Source organism: Micromonospora sp. WMMC273, from assembly GCF_027460285.1.
GTDB classification, from domain to species: domain Bacteria; phylum Actinomycetota; class Actinomycetes; order Mycobacteriales; family Micromonosporaceae; genus Micromonospora; species Micromonospora aurantiaca.
In genome coordinates, this window is the sequence record NZ_JAPZBE010000001.1 from 2,967,033 (window position 1) to 2,982,821 (window position 15,789).

The 15,789-nt window shown below is 72.6% G+C and carries 21 protein-coding genes; 11 read left to right on the forward strand and 10 right to left on the reverse strand.

From position 1 onward, the window contains the following. Positions 1-13: 13 nt before the first annotated feature. Positions 14-400, reverse strand: a complete 387-nt coding sequence (locus O7611_RS13775) for a YkvA family protein (RefSeq protein WP_135240145.1) — start codon at positions 398-400, stop codon at positions 14-16. 133 nt (positions 401-533) lie between these two features. Here O7611_RS13775 and O7611_RS13780 point away from each other — a divergent pair, with 133 nt between their 5' ends. Continuing rightward, positions 534-1,004, forward strand: a complete 471-nt coding sequence (locus tag O7611_RS13780; protein ID WP_194802535.1) for a J-domain-containing protein — start codon at positions 534-536, stop codon at positions 1,002-1,004. Positions 1,005-1,010: 6 nt separating this feature from the next. Here the strand turns inward: O7611_RS13780 and O7611_RS13785 are convergent, their stop codons facing one another. Then, positions 1,011-1,577, reverse strand: coding sequence for a maleylpyruvate isomerase N-terminal domain-containing protein (locus tag O7611_RS13785; protein WP_269696976.1), 567 nt, complete (start codon positions 1,575-1,577; stop codon positions 1,011-1,013). Then, on the reverse strand, positions 1,574-2,350 hold the full coding sequence (locus O7611_RS13790; RefSeq protein WP_269696977.1) for a class I SAM-dependent methyltransferase: 777 nt from the start codon (positions 2,348-2,350) through the stop codon (positions 1,574-1,576). Before O7611_RS13790 ends, O7611_RS13785 begins: the two co-directional genes overlap by 4 nt. 223 nt (positions 2,351-2,573) lie before the next feature. On the opposite strand from O7611_RS13790, the gene O7611_RS13795 reads away from it, so the two are divergent. After that, a complete protein-coding gene (locus tag O7611_RS13795) occupies positions 2,574-3,506 on the forward strand; it encodes a TerC family protein (protein ID WP_194802538.1) in 933 nt (310 codons plus the stop codon). 29 nt (positions 3,507-3,535) lie between these two features. Then, positions 3,536-4,393 (forward strand): MBL fold metallo-hydrolase, encoded by an 858-nt coding sequence (locus O7611_RS13800; protein ID WP_194802539.1) that lies wholly within the window; start codon positions 3,536-3,538, stop codon positions 4,391-4,393. Here the strand turns inward: O7611_RS13800 and O7611_RS13805 are convergent. Further along, positions 4,390-4,986, reverse strand: coding sequence for a hypothetical protein (locus tag O7611_RS13805; protein WP_228532689.1), 597 nt, complete (start codon positions 4,984-4,986; stop codon positions 4,390-4,392). The genes O7611_RS13800 and O7611_RS13805 overlap by 4 nt on opposite strands. Before the next feature lie 205 nt (positions 4,987-5,191). On the opposite strand from O7611_RS13805, the gene O7611_RS13810 reads away from it, so the two are divergent. Continuing rightward, positions 5,192-5,653 carry a tetratricopeptide repeat protein gene (locus O7611_RS13810; RefSeq protein ID WP_194802540.1) on the forward strand — a complete coding sequence of 154 codons (462 nt, stop codon included), beginning with the start codon at positions 5,192-5,194 and terminating at the stop codon, positions 5,651-5,653. Between the two features lie 15 nt (positions 5,654-5,668). Here the strand turns inward: O7611_RS13810 and O7611_RS13815 are convergent, their stop codons facing one another. Further along, a complete protein-coding gene (locus O7611_RS13815) occupies positions 5,669-6,262 on the reverse strand; it encodes a TetR/AcrR family transcriptional regulator (protein ID WP_194802541.1) in 594 nt (197 codons plus the stop codon). A 127-nt stretch (positions 6,263-6,389) separates the two neighbouring features. On the opposite strand from O7611_RS13815, the gene O7611_RS13820 reads away from it, so the two are divergent. Further along, positions 6,390-7,577, forward strand: a complete 1,188-nt coding sequence (locus O7611_RS13820) for a macrolide family glycosyltransferase (RefSeq protein ID WP_228532734.1) — start codon at positions 6,390-6,392, stop codon at positions 7,575-7,577. A gap of 43 nt (positions 7,578-7,620) precedes the next feature. Here O7611_RS13820 and O7611_RS13825 read toward each other — a convergent pair whose 3' ends face one another. Then, positions 7,621-8,142, reverse strand: coding sequence for a DUF1062 domain-containing protein (locus tag O7611_RS13825; protein WP_269696978.1), 522 nt, complete (start codon positions 8,140-8,142; stop codon positions 7,621-7,623). Between the two features lie 348 nt (positions 8,143-8,490). On the opposite strand from O7611_RS13825, the gene O7611_RS13830 reads away from it, so the two are divergent. Both O7611_RS13830 and O7611_RS13835 read left to right on the forward strand, forming a co-directional pair. Continuing rightward, positions 8,491-9,099, forward strand: a complete 609-nt coding sequence (locus O7611_RS13830; protein WP_194802544.1) for an acyl-CoA-like ligand-binding transcription factor — start codon at positions 8,491-8,493, stop codon at positions 9,097-9,099. Positions 9,100-9,150: 51 nt separating this feature from the next. Then, positions 9,151-10,719, forward strand: a complete 1,569-nt coding sequence (locus O7611_RS13835) for an MDR family MFS transporter (protein ID WP_194802545.1) — start codon at positions 9,151-9,153, stop codon at positions 10,717-10,719. Between the two features lie 66 nt (positions 10,720-10,785). Here O7611_RS13835 and O7611_RS13840 read toward each other — a convergent pair whose 3' ends face one another. The 4 genes from O7611_RS13840 to O7611_RS13855 all read right to left on the reverse strand — a co-directional run bounded on the left by O7611_RS13840 (position 10,786) and on the right by O7611_RS13855 (position 13,593). Then, positions 10,786-11,094, reverse strand: coding sequence for a hypothetical protein (locus O7611_RS13840; protein ID WP_194802546.1), 309 nt, complete (start codon positions 11,092-11,094; stop codon positions 10,786-10,788). Between the two features lie 135 nt (positions 11,095-11,229). Continuing rightward, positions 11,230-12,048 (reverse strand): TIGR04222 domain-containing membrane protein, encoded by an 819-nt coding sequence (locus tag O7611_RS13845; RefSeq protein WP_194802547.1) that lies wholly within the window; start codon positions 12,046-12,048, stop codon positions 11,230-11,232. A gap of 13 nt (positions 12,049-12,061) precedes the next feature. Continuing rightward, positions 12,062-12,289: a hypothetical protein gene (locus O7611_RS13850; RefSeq protein ID WP_269696979.1), complete on the reverse strand. Its 228-nt coding sequence runs from the start codon at positions 12,287-12,289 to the stop codon at positions 12,062-12,064. Continuing rightward, positions 12,247-13,593 carry an ArnT family glycosyltransferase gene (locus O7611_RS13855; RefSeq protein WP_269696980.1) on the reverse strand — a complete coding sequence of 449 codons (1,347 nt, stop codon included), beginning with the start codon at positions 13,591-13,593 and terminating at the stop codon, positions 12,247-12,249. Before O7611_RS13855 ends, O7611_RS13850 begins: the two co-directional genes overlap by 43 nt. Positions 13,594-13,701: 108 nt before the next feature. On the opposite strand from O7611_RS13855, the gene O7611_RS13860 reads away from it, so the two are divergent. From O7611_RS13860 to O7611_RS13875, 4 genes are all read left to right on the forward strand, one after another. Next, a complete protein-coding gene (locus O7611_RS13860; RefSeq protein ID WP_194802549.1) occupies positions 13,702-14,190 on the forward strand; it encodes a GNAT family N-acetyltransferase in 489 nt (162 codons plus the stop codon). 58 nt (positions 14,191-14,248) lie between these two features. After that, the gene (locus O7611_RS13865; protein ID WP_194802550.1) at positions 14,249-14,773 is read left to right on the forward strand and encodes a DUF2087 domain-containing protein; all 525 of its coding nucleotides are present in this window, start codon (positions 14,249-14,251) and stop codon (positions 14,771-14,773) included. After that, a complete protein-coding gene (locus tag O7611_RS13870) occupies positions 14,770-15,279 on the forward strand; it encodes a GNAT family N-acetyltransferase (RefSeq protein WP_269696981.1) in 510 nt (169 codons plus the stop codon). The genes O7611_RS13865 and O7611_RS13870 overlap by 4 nt, the downstream gene beginning before the upstream one ends. A 74-nt stretch (positions 15,280-15,353) precedes the next feature. Beyond that, positions 15,354-15,788 carry an Hsp20/alpha crystallin family protein gene (locus O7611_RS13875; protein WP_013286325.1) on the forward strand — a complete coding sequence of 145 codons (435 nt, stop codon included), beginning with the start codon at positions 15,354-15,356 and terminating at the stop codon, positions 15,786-15,788. The last annotated feature ends 1 nt before the right edge of the window (position 15,789 follow it).

Sequence of the window (15,789 nt, forward strand, 5' to 3'; positions counted from 1 at the left end):
CGGCGGCCCGGTCTCAGCGGCCGAGCAGGCGCAGCAGCAGCCTTGGCTCGCCCGGCCACGCGTCGAGCAGCACTTGCCGGGGCATCTGCCGGGCGGCGTAGCGCAACGCGAGCGCGACCACCACGATGTCGTCGAGCGGGCCGATCACCGGCAGGAACTCCGGGATCAGGTCGATCGGGCTGGCCACCCAGATTCCGGCGACCACGATCGCGACGCGGGCGCGGCGCGGCACCCGCGGGTCGCGGCGCAGCCGTCGTACCGCTGTCACGCAGTCGGGCACGAACGCGGCCAGATCACGCAGGATCCCCGGTGGCAGGCGCCGGGCCAGCAGCACCAGCACCGCCCAGCTCCCGACCAGGCAGGCCGCCGCCACCGCGAGTCCGATGAGCCAGTCGCGCACGCCGCCACCCCTTTCGGTACCCGGTGGCACGCTACGCGGCGGACCCGCCCGGCGCGCGGGAACAGCCCGGCCCCGCGCGACGCTGACTCTTGTCGGACGGTGGCGGTTACCGTGGGTACGGGAGGTGACGGCGGTGACGACAGGCTGGGAGGCCGCGGTCGAGGCGCAGATCCGCTCGGCCCAGGAGCGTGGCGAGTTCGACAACCTGCCGGGCGCGGGCAAGCCCATTCCGGGGCGCGACATGCCCTACGACGAGGGCTGGTGGATCCGCAGCTTCATGGAGCGCGAACAGATCCCGTCCGACCTGCTGCTGCCCACACCGCTGCAGCTGCGCCGCCGCATCGAACAGCTTCCGGCCGAGCTGCGCGACCTGCCCACCGAGGACGCCGTCCGCTCGTACGTGGCGGCGCTCAACACCGAGGTGGTGGCCTGGCTGCGTACCCCGACCGGGCCGCGCGTGGTGGTCCGCCCGGTGAACGTCGAGGAGGCGGTGCACCGCTGGCGCACTGATCGGGAACGTGCCGCGCCGGTCGTCGCGGCACCGGAGCCGCAGCACGCCACCTCGGCCCGCCCGCGCCGTCGGTGGCGCTGGTGGCGTCGCTGAGAGCGTTCAGGGACGTGCGGCCTGCCAGGTCCACGCGGTCCGCCGCGGCCTGCCGCCGAGCGGCGCGCGGCCGGTCAGCCACAGCAGCACCGGCGCCGGGTCGCCGTCCGGCGCGTCGGGGAACAACCGGCGCACCACCCGCGCGCACAGCCCGGCGGGCGGCGACCAGTTCAGGTCGAGCCCTCGGGTCAGGTCGTGCGTGTGCAGCAGGATCTCGGCCACGCCCATCGCGGCGAACCCAGCCGGATCGCACGGGCCGAAGTGCCATGCCCGGTCGTCCGGGCTCGCCTCGTCGATGGTGGCGGCGAGCATCCCGGCCGCGGCCGCCGCGACGGTGAGCACCTCGGCGGGCGCGGCGTCGGCGCGTACCCGCAGGTCGAACGGGAGGTAGCCGCCGTCGGGCCGGCCGGACACCTGACCGGCGTACGCGACCAGGTCGTGCGCGATGTGCGCGGCCGTGGTCCAGCAGGACCAGTCCAGGTCGCCCGCGCGTACCGTCCAGTCCCGGTCGGCGGCGGGCCGCAGCACGGCGGTCATCGCGTCAGCGGCGGCGCGGACGTCGCCACCGTTCACCTGCGCCGAACCCGCAGTACGCAGGTGAGCATCGGCAGCGTGAACTCCCCGTCGGCCGTCTCCGGCCGGCTCGCCAGGTACGCGCGGATGCGGTCGAGCGTCTCGGTGCGTTCCCGTTCCGGCATGACGAGCATCCCGGCCCGGGTGGCGAGCGTCGCCACGAGCGAATCGGCGGTGCGGCGCTGCCCGTGCGGGAACTCCGCCTGCTCCGGCGAGCCGAACCGGGCCTCGCCGCTCTTCGGCAGGTGCATGGCCGCCGTCGCGGCGCGCCAGCTCGCGGGCGTGTCCCGGGGGCCGATGGCGGCGCTGCCGCTGACCGCCGCGAGCCCGGCGACCCAGTCGACCCGGTCGTCCACGACGTTCCACAGTCCGGCCAGGACACCGCCGGGGGAGAGGACGCGGGCGATCTCCGGCCCGGCCACGGACATGTCGAACCAGTGCATGGCGTTGCCGGCGACCACGGCGTCGACGGAGGCGTCCGGCAGCGGGATCGCCTCGGCGCTGCCGGACAGCGCACGTACGCCAGGCAGGGTGCGGCGGAGTTCGGCGAGCATCGCCGGGTCCGGCTCCACGGCCGCGACGTCGTCGCTCACCTCGGCCAGCGTGACGGTGAGCTTGCCGGTGCCCGCGCCGAGGTCGAGAACCCGCGCACCGGGTGCGCCGTCGAGCGCCCACCGCAGGGCGGCCCGCGCGTAGTCAGGGCGGTGTTCGGCGTACGCGGTGGCCGCCGCGCCGAACGAGGTGGAGTGCCGAAGTCGTGCGTCTTCGTCCATCCGGTCACCCTAGCGACGGCCCGGACTCCTTGACGTGCGAACACCACTTCGTGAATACTGGATCGTAGTTCGAGGGGGAGTACCCGACGTACCACGCACCGCCGTCAGTACGGGCCCGGCCCATCCGGATCCCGGCGGTGCAGCCACCGCCGTCAGTGGCCCGGGGAGACCTTCGTCCAGCAGCGCCGGCACCCGCCGGCCCGGGCGAGAGGTCTCCTTCGGTATGTCCGTGTCCTGGTGGATCTGGGCAGTACTCATGCTGGCGATCGCGGCGATGCTCGCCGTGGACCTGTTCCTGCACCGCGACAACCACGTCATCGACTTCCGTGAGGCAGCGGTCTGGTCCGGTATCTGGATCGCGGCCGGCCTGCTCTTCGGCGTCGTCCTGTGGGTCTGGCAGGGCGGCGACGTGGCGGGCACCTACTACGCCGGCTACCTGATCGAGAAGGCGCTGTCGATCGACAACGTCTTCGTCTTCGCGCTGATCTTCACATCCTTCGCCGTGCCCGCCGCGTTCCAGCACAAGGTGCTGTTCTGGGGGGTCATCGGCGCCCTGGTGTTCCGGCTGGTGTTCATCTTCGTCGGTGCCGAGCTGCTGGAGACGTTCTTCTGGACCGCGTACGTGTTCGGCGCGTTCCTCGTCTACACCGGCTACAAGATGGCGTTCCGCCACGGCGAGCAGACCCCGCCGGACCGTAACCCGGTCGTCCGGCTGGTCCGCCGGATCGTTCCGACCGACCCGGCCTTCCACGGTGACAGGTTTTTCACCCGGGTCGACGGGAAGCGGGTCGCGACCCTGCTGTTCGTGGTCCTGATCGCGGTGGAGGCCACCGACCTGATCTTCGCCGTCGACAGTGTCGCCGCGATCCTGGCGATCACCACCAGCACGTTCATCGTCTGGACCGCAAACGCCTTCGCCATCCTCGGCCTGCGCAGCCTCTACTTCTGCCTCGCCGGGCTGCTGCGCCGCTTCGTGCACCTGCACTACGGCCTGGCCGTTCTGCTCGCCTTCGCCGGCGTGAAGTTGATCCTCTCGGAGACGCCCGTCGGCAAGCTGCCCATCCCGGTCACCCTCGGCGTGATCGTGGTGACGATCGCGGTGTCGATCGTGTGGAGCCTGCGCAGCACCCGCGGCACCGCGCCGGACGGCAGCTGACGCGAGGACGGGCGCACTACCATCTGCGCATGGGCTCGGGCGGGGCGTCTGTCGAAGCCGTCTTCTTCGGCACCTCGACCGTCCACGTGTCCGACGGCAGCTCCGGAATCCTGATCGACGGTTTCCTGAGCCGGCCCTCACTGCTGCGCGTCGCGCTGGGCCGCGTGGCCCCCGACCTCGGGCGGATCACCGCCGCGCTCTCCCGGGCCGGCGTGACTCGTGTCGACGCGCTCTTCGTCTCCCACTCCCACTACGACCACGTCATGGACGCCCCCGAGGTGGTGAAGCACCTCGGGGGACGTCTGTTCGGCTCCGAGTCCACTCTCAACGTGGGACGCGGCGCGGGCCTCGACGAGCAGTCGATGACGCGCATCGCCGACGGCGACGAGTACCCCGTCGGCGCGTTCACCGTGCGCGTGTTCGTCGGCGACCACAGCCCGGGCAACAGGTTCCCGGGTGTGATCGAGGCGCCGCTCGTCCCGCCGGTCAGGGCGAGCAGATACCGCGACGGCGGGTGCTTCTCGTTCCTCGTCACCCACCCCGGCGGTTCGCTGCTGATCCACCCGAGCGCCAACTACGTGCCGCACCGGTTCGACGGGCTCGACGTCGACGTCCTCTACCTCGCGATCGGCGCCCTGGGGGTGCAGCCGCAGCAGTTCCAGAGCGACTACTGGCGGCACGTGGTGGACGCGACCCGGCCCGGCCTGATCGTACCGATCCACTGGGACGACTTCTTCGTCTCCCTGGACCGCGGGCTGCGGCCGCTGCCGAGGTTCTTCGACAGGTTCGCCGTGGCCAGGGCGTTCCTCGACCGCAAGAGCCGGGAGAGTGGCATCGCCGTACGGTTCCCGAAGCCCTTCGAGGTCGTCAGGCCGTTCGTACGCTAGGTGCTCTCGTCGCACGCGGCGCCGATCGCGAGTCGCACCTCGACCTGCCGTCCGGGCGACTTGATCACCAGCGGTACGCACGCCGGGCCCGCCACCCACGTGCCGCCGGTGTAGACCGACCATGCGGTCGACGCGCTCGCGGCCGGGCACGCCTCGACCTGCACAGTGGTCGCCGGGACGGCGCCCGGGCCCCACCCGATGCGGGCGCGGTCCTCCCAGCCGGGCGCCACCCGCACCTCCACGGCCGCTCCGGCCCGTACGAGCAGGCCCCATTTGGCGAAGAGCCGCGTCGGCCCTCGGTCATCGGACGACCCGGTCGGTTGCACCACAGTCGACGACACCGCCACGGTGTCAGCCACGACGCGGTACCCCTCACCCGGTTCCGGTGTCGTGGCGATCGAATCGGCGCACCGCAGGCGCTGCCCGCCCTCGGGCAGTGGTGGCAGCGGCGCGGCCTGCGCGCCGGGAGAGGAGGGGTCCGGCGCGGCCGGTGCAGGTCGCTCCGCATCGTCCTCGCTCGTACAACCTGCGGCTGCGAGCAGCAGGCAGGTGGTCAGGGCGACGTGCCCCCATCTCCGGTTCGCGGCGCGCACGCCTCGATCCTCCCAAACCTCGCCTTCGAGGCAAGCCCACGCGGGGATCTGTTTAACGGATTACCGGTAACAGCAATCCGATAAATCATGTGGTCAAACAGGACGAATCGACACCGCACCATAATGACAGTTATGTGCGCGCGGGTTCAGGAGGCCGCTGTCGGCGTACGATCAGGCCACCGCAGCCGACCCCAGAAAGCAGGCGATGGTGTTCGACGCGACGCTGACCCGGATCAACGACGGCGTGCAGATGCACCACCAGCACGGCCGACGGGAGGACGCCCGCGACCTGTTCGCCCGGATCTGGGACGAGATCGGCGGGGAACAGGGCGACCCCCTGCACGTCTGCGTCCTCGCCCACGCGATGGCCGACGTGCAGGACGACGCACGTCAGGAGCTTGCCTGGGACCGGCGGGCGCTCGCGGCGGCCGACCTGCTCACCGATGCCCGGGTCGCACAGGCCGGGGTGCCGATGTCGGTCGCCGGGCTGTACCCGTCGCTGCATCTGAACCTGGCGGAGTGCCACCGCAAGCTCGGCGAACTCGACCAGGCCCGGGACCACCTCCAGCGGGCCCGGGAGGGGATCGGCGCGCTCGGCGACGACGGCTACGGAAAGCTGATAAGGGCTGGACTCGATCGGCTGTCGCAGGAACTGGCCGCCGGATAGGCCGCAGACGACTGGCTAGCCGCTGGTGCGCGCTGACGGGGTGACGGCGGCGACGACCAGGTCGACGATGCCGTCGGCGTAGTCGTCGGTCAGTGGGCCGTTGCGCAGCAGCCAGCGGTGGTAGAGCGGGCCGAACAGCAACTCCACCACCTGGTCCAGGGCGGCGTCGGGGCGCACCTGGCCGGCCTCGCGGGCGGCCTCCAGGCGGGCGCGGACCGCGTTCAGCTGGGGACGGAGCAGCCGGTCGCGCGCCTGGCCGCCCAGGTCCTCGTCGGCGAGTGTCTCGATGGTGACGGCGCGGGTGGTGGCGGACAGCCGTGGATCGGCGAACTCGGCGACGGTGGCCCGGAGCACCTGGCGCAGATCGGCCCGCAGGTCACCGGTGTCGGGAAGGGTGATGACCTCCGGCATGTCGTCGGCGAGCGCGTCCAGGATGACCGCGCCCTTGCCGCGCCACCAGCGGTAGATGGTCTGCTTGCCGACCCCGGCACGGGCGGCGATCGCCTCGACGGTCAGGGCCTGGTAGCCGGTCTCGGTCAGCAGCTCCAGCGCGGCGGCGAGGATCGCGCGGCGGGACTGCTCGTTGCGGCGGGTGGGCTGCGGGGTCACAGCGAGAGCCTACAACGAGACGAGACGTATCGTCTTGACGGCCACGTCGAGCTGTGCTCTGCTTTGGCAAGCGAGACGGGACGTCTCGTCTCAACAGAGATCAGGAGATCACGTGCCGCACATCGCAATGGTCAGCATTCCGTTCCACGGCCACGTCAACCCGAGCCTGGAGATCATCAGTACCCTCGTGCGGCGCGGTCACCGGGTCACCTACGCCAACGATCCCGCCTTCGCCGAGGTCATCCGGGCCACCGGCGCCGAGTTGAAGCCGTACACGTCGACGCTGCCCGCCGACGGCGGCGCCGGCATCGACGACCCGATCGCGCAGCTCACGCCCTTCCTCGACGATGCGATCGCCATGCTGCCGCAGCTGCGGGCCGCCTACGCCGACGACCGGCCGGACCTGTTCCTCTACGACATCGCCGGCGCGCCGGCCCGGCTGCTCGGCGAACAGTGGGGGATCCCGGCCGTCCAGCTCTCCTCGACGTTCGTCGCCTGGGACGGCTACGAACAGGAGATGGCGCCCGCCGTGGAGGCGATGCGGGCCGATCCGCGCGGCGCCGACTACTACCGGCGGTTCACTGAATGGCTGACCGCCGAGGGTTCCTCGGTCACCGACAGCATGGCGTTCCAGGGGCGGCCGGTGCGCAGTCTCGTCCTGCCACCGGAGGCGCTCCAGCCGAACGCCGACCGGGTGGACCGGTCGGTCTACAGCTTCGTCGGCCCGGTGCTGGGCGACCGCTCCGGCCAGGGTTCCTGGGTACGACCGGAGCGCGCCGAGAAGGTCCTGCTCGTCTCGCTCGGCTCTGCCTTCACCCGGCAGCCCGAGTTCTACCGCCGCTGTGTCGCCGCGTTCGGTGACCTGCCCGGCTGGCACACCGTTCTCCAGATCGGCAAGCACGTCGAACCCGCCGAACTCGGTCCCGTCCCGGACAGCGTCGAGGTGCACCGGTGGGTGCCGCAGCTGGCCGTACTGGAGCAGGCGGACGCCTTCGTCACCCACGCCGGCATGGGCGGCAGCAGCGAGGGTCTCTACTGCGGGACGCCGATGATCGCCGTACCGCAGGCGGCCGACCAGTTCGCGAACGCCGAGCAGCTGGCCGCGCTCGGCGTCGCCCGGGTCGCCGACTCGGCCGGCGTCACCGCCGCGGAACTGCGCGAGACGCTGCTCGCCCTCACCTCGGACCCCGTCGTGGCCGCCCGCAGCGCGGAACTCAAGCGGCAGGCCCGCGCCGCCGGCGGCGCCGACCGGGCCGCCGACCTGATCGAAGCCGAACTCGCCGCGGTACGGGGCGGCGCCGCGAGCGGCGGGTGAGGCGTGGTCGCGGCGGCACCCGGCCGCCGCGACCACGCCCCGGTCAGTCCTCCGCCAGCACCGTGAAGGTGAAGGCGGAGCTCGTCGGACGCTTCAGCGGAATGTCGCACTTGACCCGGCGCAGCACCTCGGACCGGGTGAGCCCGAACCGGCGGGCGATGAGCCGGTCCGGGCGTACCGGCACCGGGTCGGCGAAGGTGACGTCCACCTGGACGGGCCACCGGTCCAGCGGCACCGTGGGCGCATCGAGCGTCCACGCGTCCGTCCAGTCCAGGGTGAAGCGGCAGCGCCGGGCGAACGCCGGATCCAGCAGTGTGGCAGCCACCAGGGCGGGGTCGTTGAGCTGGTGGCCGTGCAGCTCGGTGGGATCGAACGAACTGACGGCCGCCCGCTCCCGGACGGTGAGCTTGACGGTGCGGTCGCAGGACACGCACCGGACGAGCAGCCACACGTCCAGCAGCTTGCCGTTGGCGTTGACGCGGAACCGGCCCTTGGCGGCGGTGGCCGACTCGGCCCGGCAGACGGCGCAGCGCAGCGACAGCAGCGGAAGGCGGGTCCGGCGCACGACCCAGGGCAGCACGATATGCGGTTGGGATGACATGGAGACCTGATCTCTGAAGACCTGACGCGAGGCCGATTACGCGCGGCCTCGGACGCTGTGGCCGGGCGCGCGAGGGCAGCCCGGGGAGCCGGCGCGCAACGGCCGGCTACAGGCGTGGGGAACGTGTCAGGTTCTAGAGAGCAGGAGGGGTCACGCGAAATCGTCCTTCTTCGCTGCGGCAGGAGTGCGGGAAACGTACGGGACGTCCGGAACCGCTCTCAACCCGTTTTCCGGCGCCGCTGCCATGCGGCGCCCGTCACTTCACTCACTAAAAGTTTGCACTGTCTGCAAGATCACTCGTAGAGTCGGCGCGTGACCCCGGATCAGAGCCGCCCCGGCCTGCGTGACCGCAAGAAGCGCCAGACCCGCGCCGCCCTCAGCGCCGCCGCGCTGCGCCTGGTCGCCGAACGCGGCCTGGACCAGGTGACGGTGGAGGAGATCAGCGAGGCCGCCGACGTGTCGGCCCGCACCTTCTTCAACTACTTCCCCAGCAAGGACGAGGCGCTGCTCGGCGACCAGCCGACCGACCGCGAGGTGCTTGCCGCCCGCATCGTCGCCGCCCCGCCGGAGCTGTCCGCGTTCGACGCGCTGCGGCAGGCCTTCGACGACGTGGTCGAGGCCATCGAGGCAGATCGGGACGTGTGGCTGCTGCGCCTGCGGGTGATCGCGGCGAACCCGTCGCTTCTTCCGCGCCTGATCAGCGGCAACGCCGAGACCGAGCAGGTGATCGTCGCGGCGGTGGCCACCCGGCTGGGGCTCGGCCCGTGCCACGGCCACCCGACGCTCGTCACCACAGTCGCCGGCGCGGTCTTCCGCACGGCCCTCATGCAGTGGGTCGAGCGACCCGGCACGGCGACGCTGCGCGAACTGACCGCCGAGGCGTTCGCCGCCGTCGCCGCCGGCCTGCCCGACCCGTACTGACCCCTCCCGCCCGCGCACGGCCGCTCGCCTGCGCACACGACAAGGAGTTCGATGACCACCGCCACTGTTCCGCCCGCCGAGACGGGTACGCGGATGTCACGCCGGGAGGTCCTCCAGGCGTTGTCCGGCCTGATGGTCGGCATGTTCGTGGCGATCCTCGCCTCGACGGTGGTGGCGAACGCGCTGCCCCGGATCATCGCCGACCTCGACGGCAGTCAGACCGTCTACACCTGGATCGTCACCAGCGAGCTGCTGGCGATGACCGCGACGGTGCCGCTGTGGGGCAAGATGGCCGACCTCTACAGCAAGAAGCTGCTGATCCAGTTGTCTCTCGGCCTGTTCGTGGTCGGCTCGCTGGTCGCCGGCTTCACCCCGAACGTCGAGGTGCTGCTGTTCAGCCGGGTCATCCAGGGCATTGGCGCGGGCGGCATGACCGCGCTCGCCACGATCGTCATGGCGGCCATGATTCCGCCGCGTGAGCTGGGCCGGTACGCCGGAATCTTCGGCGCCGTCTTCGGTGTCGGCACCATCGCCGGCCCGCTGATCGGTGGCGTCCTGGTCGACACGTCCTGGCTCGGGTGGCGCTGGTGCTTCCTGATCGGCGTGCCGTTCAGCCTGCTGTCCATCGCGCTGCTGCAGAAGACGCTGCACCTGCCTGTGGTACGCCGCAAGGTCCGCATCGACTGGCTCGGCGCCCTGCTGATCACCTCGGGCGTGTCCACGCTGCTGATCTGGTCGTCGCTGGCCGGCAACAAGTTCGACTGGGCGTCCGGCTGGACCGCGCTGCTGGTCGGCGGCGGGCTGGCGCTGCTCGCGCTCGCCGTGTTCGTCGAGTCCCGCACCGAGGAGCCGATCATCCCGCTCGGCATCTTCCGCAACCGCACCGTCAGCCTCACCACGATCGCGAGCATCCTCGTGGGCGTGGCGATGTTCGGCGGCACCGTCTTCCTGTCGCAGTACTTCCAGACCTCGCTCGGCAAGTCGCCGACGGCGGCCGGCCTGATGAGCCTGCCGATGGTCCTCGGCCTGCTGGTCTCCTCGACGGTGGCCGGCCAGCTGATCACCAAGTACGGCCGATGGAAGATGTTCCTGGTCGCCGGCGCCGCGGTGATGACGGTCGGCATGCTGCTGCTGAGCACCATCGACGCGAACACGAGCGTGCCGATGCTGTCGGTGTACATGGCGGTGCTGGGTGTCGGCGTCGGCATGCTCCTGCAGAACCTGGTGCTGGCCGCGCAGAACGACGTACCGGCCGCGGAACTCGGCGCGGCCACCTCGGTGCTGACGTTCTTCCGCAGCATGGGCGGCGCGGTCGGCGTGAGCGCGCTCGGCGCGGTCCTGGCGAACCGGGTGACCTCGCTGACCGTCGAGCGGCTGGGCCCGATCGCGACCGGCGGCGGATCGGCCGAGGTGCCGGACCTGTCCGCCCTGCCGGAACCGGTGCTGCGGATCGTGCAGGACGTCTACGGCATCGCCACGTCGGAGATGTTCCTCATCGGCGCGCCGTTCGCGCTGCTCGCCCTGATCGTCGTGCTGTTCATCAAGGAGAAGCCGCTGAACACGCTCAGCGGAGACGAGCGCCGGGCCCGCGAGGAGGCGGCAGCAGCCGGCATGCACTGACCGCGTCCGGTCGAGCGTGACGGACCGCCCCCGGCCACACCGGGGGCGGCCCTTCCTCGCGTACGGTCAGCGTTCGGTGCGGTCGTTGATCTCGGTGCCGGACTCGCCGGGCATGGCGCCGATCGCCTCCTCGGCGGCCCGGCCGCCGGTGCTCTCGTCGCCCTGCGTCAGCGAGCTGCGGGGCAGCCCGGCCAGGTGCGCCGGGTCCTCGATCGGCTGGGGCGGCCACTGGTCCTGCGTACCGTTCGTCACCCCGGCGCGGCGTAGCGCCTCGACCAGTTGGTCCGGCGACAGGCGGTCGACCTCCTGTATGCCGGCCCCGCGCGCAATCGCCTGCAGTGTCTTCAGGTCTTCGCTCACGAATGTCTCGGCCATGCCCGAGCCTTCCCGGCCCCCAAGACAAGGAAACCGGCGGGCCTGCCCCGTCCGGGTCGATCATGAAGTTGTACCGGACAAACCGGGGCGCCGGACACCGTCAACCTCATGATCGACGCGAAATGGGGGGTTCGGTCAGCGGCGGGCGGGTTTGCGGTCGGGGCGAGGACGGTCCCGTTCCGGGTCGACGCCCACCTGCACGGCGAACGCCGGGTCCACCGCGAGCAGGGGACGGGGGCCGAACAGGGCCATTCCGGTGAGCAGCGTGTCGGTGTCCCGGCCCTGCCAGACCGGGCGGCGCTCGGGGTCGAGGTCGGCGTGCTCGCGGCGCAGCCGTCGCAGCAGCGCGCGGGCGGCGGCGCCGGTCTCCGGCACCTCGGTCAGCCACCAGCCACCGAGCGCGGTGGCCAGGCAGCACAACAGCAGCCCGGCGACCGACGCCGGACCGCCCGCCGAGCGCCCCTCGACAGCGCTGTCCACGAGCCGGGTCAAACCGACCGCGGCGACCGCGAACAACGGCACCGTGCCCAGCGCGATACGCCGCCGCTGCCCGGGGGTGAGCAGCCAGCCGTCGCGGACCAGCCGCCCGACCGTACGGCGCAGCGCCCGGCCCACCGCCGGGTCGGCGAGCACCGCCGCCCAGGTCTGCGGGCGGCGCAGCGCGGAGTGCAGGGCGCGCACCAGCGCGGGCGAGCCGGCCGGGGGCGGTCCCTGCGCGTGCAGGGTGGCGAGTTCGCCGACGTCGACCCCGCCTGCGCGGCGCAGCGCGGCCACCCCGACCTGGCAGGCCAGCAGCGCCCGGTCGGTCAGGTACGCCAGCTCGACCCGGTCGGGTGTCGCACCGCGGGTACGGCGGCCGGTCAGTTCGCGTACCGCCACGGCGATCACGACGGCCACGGCGACCGCGCCGAGGTAGTCGAGGAGGAAGATCGGCCCGCTGACTCCCCAGAGCATGGCGGCAATTATCTCAGGAGCCGTGGCGTACCTCGGTGTCCCAGATCTGTGACCACGGACGCCGCAGGCCCCGGGCGAGGAAGATCGGCTCGCCGTTCTCGTCGTTGTCGACGTCGACCCGCTGGTCGACCCGGCCCGCCTCGGTGAGCTCGGTGAACCAGGCACGCAACGGCTCCGGCCGGGACCAGCCGACGACGATCACCACGTCGGCGTCGTCGGGCGGCCGGCCGAACGTGGCCATGCTGTTGTGCCCGGAGTACGCGCGGGGCAGTCCCCGGGCCGGGCCAGCGCGCCGGCCTCGCCGTAGTTGCCGGTCAGCACCACCGCCCGGTCGCGCTCGGCCGGCGGCAGCGCGCGGTGCACGGCGGCCACCGAGTCGGCGAACTCAGGCCAGCCGATGGTCTCGCCCGCGTCGTAGTTGGCCGCGACCACGAACCCGGGCAGCCGGTCGGCCGGCAGCGTGGGCAGCAGCAGCACCGCGCTGCTCGCGGCCATCAGCACGGCGGCGGTGACCAGCAACGCCTGCCGGACCCGGGGCGCGCCCCGCCGCGCCCACGCGACGACCGGCACCACCCCGGCGGCGGCGAGTACCAGCAGCAGCGGCGCGTCGTAGTAGCCCTTGCCGCCGGCCACCACCACGATCGCGACCACCACCAACCACGCCCAGGCAAGCGACCGGTACGCCGCCCAGGCCGGCCGGCGCAGCAGCGCCACCAGCCCGGCGACCCACACCGGAACAGCGAACGGGCTGATGATCAGGAACTGGAGCACCACCGCGTCGATCCGGCCGCTGTAGGAGCTGTCCCCGTCGGCGATCGACGCGGCGACGTCGAGCTGCGGGAAGCCGTGCGCGGCCTGCCACGCCGCGTACGGCACGGCGAGCAGCGCGGCGACGCCCGCACCGGCGAGCACCCACCGGTCCCGCAGCAGCCCGCGCGGCCCGGCGATCAGCAACCCGGCGACCAGGCCGACGCCGAGCAGCGCGGGCAGCGGCTTGTTGAGCAGGCCGACACCGAGCGCGAGCCCGGCGCCGAGCGCCCACCGGGTGTCGCCGGTGCGCAGCATCCGTACCACGCACAGCGTGGCGGCCAGCCACACCAGCAGGTCGACGCTCGTGGTGCTGAGCAGATGGCCGCCGGCCAGCACGATGCCCGAGGCGGCGGCGAGCACCGACGCGGCCGTCTGGGCGGCGCGGCCGGCGCCGAACTGCCGGGCGGTCGCGGCGACCAGGACCACCGCCGCGCCGCCGATGAACGCCGACGGGGTACGCAGCACCACCAGGTTGCCCGGCGCGATCGTGTCGGCCAGCCGGGCCAGGGCCGGCACGAGGGGCCCCTGGTCGACGTAGCCCCAGTCGAGGTGCCGGCCGCACAGCAGGAAGTACAGCTCGTCGCGGTGGTAGCCGTAGCGGCCGGCCAGCGACAGCAGCACGACAGTGAGGACCGCGCCCACCACCAGGGACGCGGCGGTACGCGGACCGGCGGGCGGCGGGCCGCCGGGTGCGGCGGCCTCGCTCCGATCGATGTCGGCGACTGATTCGGCCACCCGTCCATGATGGCCCCGGCCGGTGGTCCGTCGATGCCCCGCCACCCTCGGCCGGGTGGACGGAAACCGGTGGCCGGACGGCCGGGGCGGCGGCTAGCGTGCGCGCCGATGCTGATTCGTGACTACACAGACGCCGACTGGGCCCCGGTCCGGCCGATCCTCGCCGACGTCATCACCGCCGCCGACACGTTCCCGTACGACCCGGACTGGCCGCCGGAGACGTTGCGGGAGGTGTGGGTGGAGCGCCCGCCGGGGCGTACCTCGGTCGCGGTGGACCACGACGGCGCGGTGTGCGGCACCGCGAAGATGGGCCCGAACCGGCCCGGGCCGGGCTCGCACGTGGCGACGGCGAGCTTCATGGTCGCGGCGGACGCCCGCGGCCGGGGTGTGGGCCGGGCGCTGTGCGAGGAGGCGCTGGACTGGGCCCGGCGGCAGGGTTTCGCCGCGATGCAGTTCAACGCCGTAGTGGAGACCAACGCGGCAGCCGTGGAGCTGTACCGGCGGCTCGGCTTCACCGTCATCGGCACCGTGCCGGAGGCGTTCGCGCACCCGACGCTGGGACGGGTCGGGCTGCACGTGATGCACCGGCGGCTGTGAGCCCGGCGGCCGGAAAACGCCTCGCCGGATCCGGCGGGTTGCTGACAGGCTGCCCGCCATGACCGCTCAAGCCCTCGCCGGGGCGCTCGCCGACGAGCGCCGCCGGACCGTGTTCGCCGCGATCGTGCTCGGCGCCCGGGACGTGCCGGCCGTGGTGGCCCGTACCGGCCTGCCCGCCCGCGACGCCGCAGTGGCCGTCCGCCGTCTCACCGACGCCGGGGTGCTCGCCGACGACGGCGGCCTGCGGGTCGACGCCGAGCGGCTGCGCGAGTTCGCGCGGGCCGGTGCGGCGGCTTCGGCGGCGCCGGCCGCGAACCCGCGCGAGACGATCCTGCGCACGTTCCTGCGCGACGGCGCGCTGACCCGGCTGCCGGCGCAGCGGGGGCGCCGCCGCGTGCTGCTGGAGCACATCACCGAACGCACCTTCGAACCCGGGCGGCGCTACCCGGAGCGGGAGGTGGACGACGCGCTGCGCCGGTGGTGCGAGGGCGGCGAGGCCGACCACGTGACGCTGCGCCGCTACCTGATCGACGACATGCTGCTCACCCGCGAGCAGGGCGTCTACTGGCGGACCGGCCCGTGACCGGCTGGAGCACGCGGGTCGTGCACCCGGACGAGCCGGACGCGGCGCTGCTGCTGCGCGAGTACATGGCGGAGATGGTGCGCCGCTGGTATGGCCGTCCGGAGCGGCCCGCTGAGGTGGACGCCGCGCTGGCCGAGGACCCGAGCGACGACCTGGTCCCGCCAGCCGGGCTGCTGGTGCTGGCCCGGCGCGACGGCCGCCTCGCCGGGTGCGCCGGGCTGCGATGGCAGCCGGACTGGGCCGAGCTGACCCGGGTGTACGTGCGCCCGGAGCACCGGGGTGCCGGGGGTGGGGCGGCGCTGATCGCCGCGATCGAGGCGTACGCGACCGCCGGCGGGGTGACGCGGATCCGGCTGGACACCCGCTCCGACCTGGTCGAGGCGCGTGCCCTGTATGCCCGGCACGGTTACCGGGAGATCCCCGCCTTCACCAGCGGACCGTACGCGCAGCACTGGTTCGAGAAGACGCTTGCGGGACGAGTTGACGAGGCGGCGCAGGCGCGCTAAAACAGAACCAGGAACTTGAGTCACTTAGACTCAACTTGAGACCTTGGGCCAGGAGAACCGAGGAGGCAAGAGCCATGTTGATGCGTACCGACCCGTTCCGCGAGATCGACCGGATCGCCGAGCAGTTCTTCGGCACCACCGCCCGGCCCGCCGTGATGCACCTCGACGCGTACCGCGACGGCGACCACTTCTACGCGGCGTTCGACCTGCCCGGTGTGGACCCGGACAGCATCGACTGCACCGTCGAGCGCAACGTGCTGACCGTCCGCGCCGAACGCCGCCGCCCCACCGGCGAGAACGTCGAGCTGGTCGCCGCCGAGCGTCCGATGGGCACGTTCACCCGGCAGCTGTTCCTGGGCGACACGCTCGACACCGACCGGCTTGAGGCCGGCTACGACAACGGGGTGCTGACGCTGCGCATCCCGATCGCCGAGCGCGCCAAGCCGCGCCGGATCACGGTGAGCACGCCCGCCGAGAGCAACGGCCACCGTCAGCTCACCACCGCCTGAG

What these genes read in the sequence shown, in the direction of transcription:
- O7611_RS13790 (WP_269696977.1), bottom strand. Translation starts at nt 2,350, where the DNA reads ATGGACGAAGACGCACGACTTCGGCACTCCACCTCGTTCGGCGCGGCG.
- O7611_RS13795 (WP_194802538.1), top strand. Translation starts at nt 2,574, where the DNA reads ATGTCCGTGTCCTGGTGGATCTGGGCAGTACTCATGCTGGCGATCGCG.
- O7611_RS13800 (WP_194802539.1), top strand. Translation starts at nt 3,536, where the DNA reads ATGGGCTCGGGCGGGGCGTCTGTCGAAGCCGTCTTCTTCGGCACCTCG.
- O7611_RS13810 (WP_194802540.1), top strand. Translation starts at nt 5,192, where the DNA reads ATGGTGTTCGACGCGACGCTGACCCGGATCAACGACGGCGTGCAGATG.
- O7611_RS13820 (WP_228532734.1), top strand. Translation starts at nt 6,390, where the DNA reads ATGGTCAGCATTCCGTTCCACGGCCACGTCAACCCGAGCCTGGAGATC.
- O7611_RS13835 (WP_194802545.1), top strand. Translation starts at nt 9,151, where the DNA reads ATGACCACCGCCACTGTTCCGCCCGCCGAGACGGGTACGCGGATGTCA.
- O7611_RS13840 (WP_194802546.1), bottom strand. Translation starts at nt 11,094, where the DNA reads ATGGCCGAGACATTCGTGAGCGAAGACCTGAAGACACTGCAGGCGATT.
- O7611_RS13845 (WP_194802547.1), bottom strand. Translation starts at nt 12,048, where the DNA reads ATGCTCTGGGGAGTCAGCGGGCCGATCTTCCTCCTCGACTACCTCGGC.
- O7611_RS13850 (WP_269696979.1), bottom strand. Translation starts at nt 12,289, where the DNA reads ATGGCCACGTTCGGCCGGCCGCCCGACGACGCCGACGTGGTGATCGTC.
- O7611_RS13860 (WP_194802549.1), top strand. Translation starts at nt 13,702, where the DNA reads ATGCTGATTCGTGACTACACAGACGCCGACTGGGCCCCGGTCCGGCCG.
- O7611_RS13865 (WP_194802550.1), top strand. Translation starts at nt 14,249, where the DNA reads ATGACCGCTCAAGCCCTCGCCGGGGCGCTCGCCGACGAGCGCCGCCGG.
- O7611_RS13875 (WP_013286325.1), top strand. Translation starts at nt 15,354, where the DNA reads ATGTTGATGCGTACCGACCCGTTCCGCGAGATCGACCGGATCGCCGAG.